General features: G+C 62.3%; 4 protein-coding genes. 3 read left to right on the plus strand and 1 reads right to left on the minus strand.

Annotated elements, in window-relative coordinates:
• The first annotated feature begins 63 nt into the window (after positions 1–63).
• Positions 64–2265 (plus strand): hypothetical protein, encoded by a 2202-nt coding sequence (locus HMPREF3165_RS13175; protein WP_141745002.1) that lies wholly within the window; start codon positions 64–66, stop codon positions 2263–2265.
• A 36-nt stretch (positions 2266–2301) separates the two neighbouring features.
• Here HMPREF3165_RS13175 and HMPREF3165_RS03430 read toward each other — a convergent pair whose 3' ends face one another.
• Entirely contained in the window at positions 2302–2700 is a 399-nt protein-coding gene (locus HMPREF3165_RS03430; protein ID WP_070510835.1) for a RidA family protein, read from the minus strand.
• 196 nt (positions 2701–2896) lie between these two features.
• Between HMPREF3165_RS03430 and HMPREF3165_RS03435 the strand changes: the two genes are divergently transcribed.
• Together HMPREF3165_RS03435 and pgm are read left to right on the plus strand one after the other, a co-directional pair.
• Entirely contained in the window at positions 2897–3883 is a 987-nt protein-coding gene (locus HMPREF3165_RS03435) for a hypothetical protein (protein WP_070510839.1), read from the plus strand.
• A gap of 301 nt (positions 3884–4184) precedes the next feature.
• Positions 4185–5867, plus strand: a complete 1683-nt coding sequence (gene pgm / locus HMPREF3165_RS03440) for a phosphoglucomutase (alpha-D-glucose-1,6-bisphosphate-dependent) (RefSeq protein WP_070510841.1) — start codon at positions 4185–4187, stop codon at positions 5865–5867.
• The last annotated feature ends 215 nt before the right edge of the window (positions 5868–6082 follow it).

Here is a 6082-nt window from a genome sequence, read left to right on the forward strand (position 1 = left end):
TCGCGATGGCGCGATACACTCGTTCACGAACAAAGAACTCACTTCACCTCAAAGGAGAGGCACATGTCCAGAAGCAAGGAAAGTCGTCGCAACCATAGCAGATCACACAAAGAGAGTATTAAACCCACATACACACCGACCCCAAGTAAGGCCGATCCCAAAATTCGCAGCACCAAAAAGTACGACTCTGCCCTACTCTTTATTCACGGCATTGGCAATCAGAAAAAAGGGGATGTTCTGAAGAGCATGGCGAACCCTGTAGCCAAGCACATCATACACGTGGCAGAAAAGTATGACTGGCAGACAGAAGTAGAACAAGAAACCCCATCATCGCCAATTATTATCACAGCCCGCAAAATGAATCACAGCAAGACAACATATCTTGACGAATGCATATGGGCCAATTCGTTCCCAAGAATAACGTTCTGGGAGTTCACGAAGTGGCTTGCAGTAAGAATTTCTTCGCCAATAGTTCTGCTCATTCCAGACAAAGACGACATTCAAGTTATTCGCAGAGAGTTTGAACTTCATAACTATTTTAGCGTGAAGGCATACCTGAAACTGAGTGGCGTCATGCTTCGAGTTCTTTTTCGTCTGTTTTTACTTTTTGGCGTATCATTACTTGTTTCTACAGCCCCATTACTGTTGTTTCAGTTCCTACTAAACTCCTCGACAGGACTGCGTGTGGCTGTGATAATGCTCATTCTTATTGCGATGAGTTGCTTAGTTTCACTTCACAAGAAAGCGAACTATTTTGCGCACGTCCCCGCAGCTATTATGCCCTCTCATGGAGAGTATATGCTCGACACGGTGAAGGACGCCATAAGAAGGACCTACAGACTGACGAAACGTCCAACACTGATAGCGCACTCGCAGGGCGGTTTTCTAGCCTACCATGCACTCAAGGATTTGTCGACAAAGAAGAGGCCAAAATGGCGCCTTTTCGGAGTTGGCTCAGGTTTACGACCGATCACATTTCTTGATCGACTCAACAATAGGTGGGCCCTTTCCTTGTGGTGGGCGACTTCATTGTATGCATTCTTAGCAATCGGCTCACTTCTAGCCCTTCTAAATCATGCCGATTTCGGGAAGAATCTTAGGTTTGCAGGAATTCACCTATACTTCATATCTCGAGCGATACTGGGGTTACCATTATCCTCTGCCGAAATTAACTACTTGTCCGAACCTTTACGTCAGCAGAGTCACACATTCTTGTCTCAAGTGTTTTATTTGCTGCAAGACACTATACCGCTGCCTTTGGCGACGATCCTTCTTGGCATTTTTTGGATCGTCGCAAATCGAAGCTCCAGCAGCCCTCTCTTATTTGATAGAATTCCTCCCCTAAAATGCGTCTCAAATTGGACAGAAGTGACAACAAGCCACGACCTAGTCGGTCGTCTGAGCCTCGCTCCACTACCGCTACAAGCAAGACAGCAGGACACATCAGGGCCATCCAATGTGATCTTGGATCACATCAGCTATTTTAAGACGAGCATACTTCCGCTTCAGATCGCTATCGAAGCGCTCGGAGATGCACAGATATTAACAAAAAGTGAACTCGATAGAGAGCGAGATGACATCAATACGCTCAATACTCAGCTTAATGCGCTTTCACAACGCCGATGGCACCTCACGAGCTTCATTATTTCGGCGCTTAGCGCCACCCTGTTCATAATATACATATTTATTAATGGGTATATGTCATGGGCTTTTACAATTATATATCTGTCTTTAGCTGTGACAATAGTCAGCATTCCTTGCAGGTTAATTGAAATTGCGCTTAGCAGGTCAGGCCCCCTGAAGCCCCCATCGGAAACAGATATAATGAAGCAAAGACAGCGCATATCGGCACATTACAACAGAATGATTCTAGTAGGTTACGCAGAAAGATGCCTTGGAGTCATTCTTGCCATCACAGGGATGGGGTCAATTCTTGCAACGTATATCGCTGAAGCTGTAGTCGCACCTCCAAAAACTGGAGTCATCATCGACCCTCAATCCATGTCAAGTTTATGGAAACTGGGGACGCTGGCGCTATTTAGTGGGATAGCCGTCATGTTCAAGTACAGACTGCATCATTTCCTATTACTGGGCTTCGAGCTCTACCTGAGCTTTTGGATAGTGACAGCACATTCTGTCAGTTTCTTCGTTATCAAGCCGGGCCTGCCTGCAGTTATACTTATTGTAATCACAACCAGCCTTATTATTGCCATTCAGCGCAGCCGATCCGTTACGCAGCAAAACTCGACAAGACCGCGAGGCTGAGTGCTCTATATGAAAGCGTTTTTCGATCGGGCCGGCTCAGGACCGGGCGGCGATGGCCTCGATCTCAACGCCGGCCCCCAGCGGCAGGGCGGCCACCCCGAAGGCGGCCCGGGCCGGGAGGGTCTCACCGGTGAAGTAGCGGGCGTAGACCTCGTTGACGGCGGCGAAGTCGGTGATGTCGGCGAGCAGGACCGTGGTCTTGACGACGTCGTCGTACCCGAGCCCGGCCTCGGCCAGGATGGCGCCCACGTTCTTGAGGACCTGCTCGGCCTGGGCCTGGATGTCTCCCTCGACGAGCGCGCCGGTGGCCGGGTCGAGCGGCACCTGCCCGGAGACGAAGACGAGCGAGCCGGCCCCCTGACCGGTGGAGACGCCCTGGGAGTAGGGGCCGACGGCGGCGGGGGCGTTGGTCGTGGCGATACGGCTGACGGTCATGGGTTCCTCGTTCCTGCTGGACGCTGGGGTTCGGCCGCGTTCCCGGCAGGCGGAGTGGCGGCCCGGGTGGCAGCGCAGTGGCGCCGACGCCCGGGCCAGACTACCCATGCCTTTCGCATCGCCCGCTTCCTAGACTCAGGGTGGTCGACCGCATCGGGGTCGGCGCACCCCGCTTCGCTCCTATCGAAGGACTGCCGTGAAGCTGCCCTCCATCCCCTCGCGCGACGACCTGACCGCCCGGGCCCGTGGCCTCGCCGGACAGATCGCTTCCGGCGCCGCCAAGGCCACGGACACGGTGTCCCGGGCCGCGGCCGGCGCGGCCGCCCAGACCTCCCAGCGCCTCGGCGTCGACCGGCTTCCAGGCCTGCCCGGCCTGTCCCGGCGGGCGAAGGATGACGGAGCCCCGATCGACGCCGACGCCGGGCCACGGATCGCGGGCACCCCCTTCGCCCGGACCCTGGCCACCGCCTTCGCCGCCCGTCCTCACACGCGCAGCGCCGGGAGCCTCCTCCTGGGCGCCGAGTTCCTGCGCACCGGCCTTCGACTGGGAGGCCGCGAGCGCAAACAGCTCAAGAGCCGCGGATTCGCAGCCGAGACCACTGACGCCACCGGCGCGCCCGACCTTGATATCGCCGAGCTCATCCACGTCCACGGTCGCCGCCTCCCCAACCTCATGCGCAACGCCTCCCACCGGGTCATCAAACGCGACGTGCGCGCCGTCACCGACCACGGATCGGCCACTGGCTCACTGCACCGGATTGGGGTCTCGGAGCAGGAGCAGGCCCGGGGCGCCATGGGGTGGACCCGCCTGTGCGTGGACACCGATCAGACGGACCGGCTGCCCGTGCTCTCCGGGGACCATCACCTCGACGTCGTCATCGCTCCGGTGGGTCAGGAGCCCGGCGAATACGCCAGTGACATGGCCGGCCTCCTGCCGCAGGGGATACCGGCCGAGGCGTGGCAGGCGCTGACCGCCGACCCGACCCGTCCCGTCATGCGCCTGCACCTGCTGGGCCAGGACCGTATCGGGGTCGACGCCGGCGGAGACACCTACACGTTGTTCAGGAACGTGCCGCACACGGTGCGCGGATCGCTGCTCGTCATGGGCAACCGGGTCAGGCGGGCCGAGCTGTGGCTGGCGGACCGCGCGAACATCGACATCCTGGAGTGGCTGCCGGTGTAGGGGAGCCACGGGTCTCGCGCATCGGGCCTCGTGCCCGCCGCTGGCCACCCGCCTCCAGCCCGCCGTCTCCAGCCCGCGGGCCGGCGGCACGGACAGCGGATATGGCCCCGACTGGCCGCGCCCGCCCCACCGCCCGGGACCTACGGCACTTCCACGACGGCCCTCGCGGCGAGCCCTCCCACAACGCCGTCGTCGTCGGGCATGGCACCCCGCCGATCACCGCGTCCCGGCCTCGGAGCGGCCGTTGTTTCGCACAGCGAAACGGGCTGATGCGGCCAGTGGCACGTGACACACTGTGCCCATGCACGCACGCGCAGGACAGCCAGCACAGCCCGAAGACCTCATCGACGTCGACGAGGTCGTCTCCGCCTACTACGACCTCGTCCCCGACCCCGCCGTCCCGGCCCAGAAGGTCGTCTTCGGCACCTCCGGGCACCGCGGCTCCTCTCTGGACACCGCCTTCAACGAGGCCCACATCGTGGCCACGACCGCCGCCATCGTGGAGTACCGCCGCTCCCAGGGCACCGACGGCACCCTCTACCTGGGCCGTGACACGCACGCCCTGTCCGAGCCCGCCTGGCGCACCGCCGTCGAGGTGCTCGCCGGTGCCGGGGTGACCACCGCCGTCGACTCCCGTGGCGCCTACACGCCCACCCCGGCGGTCTCGCACTCCATCCTCCTGGCCAACGGTGCCGGGACCGAGGCGGGGGTGCGCACGAGCGGGCCCGGCCTGGCCGACGGCATCGTGGTGACCCCCTCCCACAACCCGCCGCGCGACGGCGGCTTCAAGTACAACCCGCCCACCGGCGGCCCGGCCGGCTCGGAGGCCACCACGTGGATCGCCAACCGCGCCAACGAGCTGCTCGCCTCCGGGTGGCAGGACGTCCCACGCGTCCCGGTCCCCGAGGCCCTCGACGGCCCCCACATCATCAAGCACGACTACCTGGAGACCTACGTCAACGACCTGGAGAGCGTCATCGACCTCGAGGCGATCCGCAAGGCCGGCGTGCGCATCGGGGCCGACCCACTGGGCGGCGCCTCGGTGGACTACTGGGGCGCGATCGGTGAGCGCTACGGCCTGGAGCTCACGGTGGTCAACCCCGAGGTGGACCCGGCCTGGCACTTCATGACCCTGGACTGGGACGGCAAGATCCGCATGGACTGCTCCTCCCCCAACGCCATGGCCTCGCTGCGCTCCACGATGACGCCCGACGCCGAGGGCAAGACCCCCTACGACGTCGCCACCGGGAACGACGCCGACTCCGACCGCCACGGCATCGTCACCCCCGACGGCGGGCTGATGAACCCCAACCACTTCCTGGCCGTGGCCATCGAATACCTCTTCACCCACCGGCCCGGCTGGCCCGCCGACGCCGCCGTCGGCAAGACCCTGGTCTCCTCCAGCCTCATCGACCGGGTGGCGGCCGCGATCGGCCGCACCCTCATCGAGGTGCCGGTGGGCTTCAAGCACTTCGTGCCCGGGCTGCTCGACGGCTCGATCGGCTTCGGCGGCGAGGAGAGCGCAGGGGCCTCCTTCCTGCGCAAGGACGGCACCGTGTGGACCACGGACAAGGACGGCATCATCCTGGCCCTCCTGGCCAGCGAGATCATCGCCGTCACCGGCAAGTCCCCCTCCCAGTTGCACGAGGAGCAGGTGGAGCGCTTCGGCGCCAGCGCCTACGCACGCATCGACGCCGCCGCCTCCAAGGAGGAGAAGGCCAAGCTCGCCGCCCTGGCCGCCGAGGACGTGACCGCCACCGAGCTGGCCGGCGAGGAGATCACCGCCCGCCTGGTCGACGCGCCCGGCAACGGGGCCCCCATCGGCGGGCTCAAGGTCACCACCGAGGACGCCTGGTTCGCCGCGCGCCCCTCGGGCACGGAGGACGTCTACAAGATCTACGCCGAGTCCTTCAAGGGCGCCGAGCACCTCGCCCAGGTGCAGGAGGAGGCCAAGAAGGTGGTTGCCGCGGCCCTGGGAGGCTGACGGCGCAGGCGCCTTCCTGTCTCACGCCGACCTTTCCACCGAGCCGGGCATTTCTCGAGGCCCCGACAGAGTTTCTGTCGGACTCCGCGAGAAGTGCCCGGCTCGGAGTCTGTCTGTCTCCCGTCCTGCCTCCCACCCCCTGCCCACGGGGACATTTCACGCGGCCGGGCGCGTCTCGATCCAACCGGGGGCATTCGACGCCGTCGGGGACAGGA

Origin of the sequence: Actinomyces sp. HMSC08A09 (genome assembly GCF_001807465.1) — a bacterium.
Classification (GTDB): Bacteria; Actinomycetota; Actinomycetes; order Actinomycetales; family Actinomycetaceae; genus Actinomyces; species Actinomyces oris.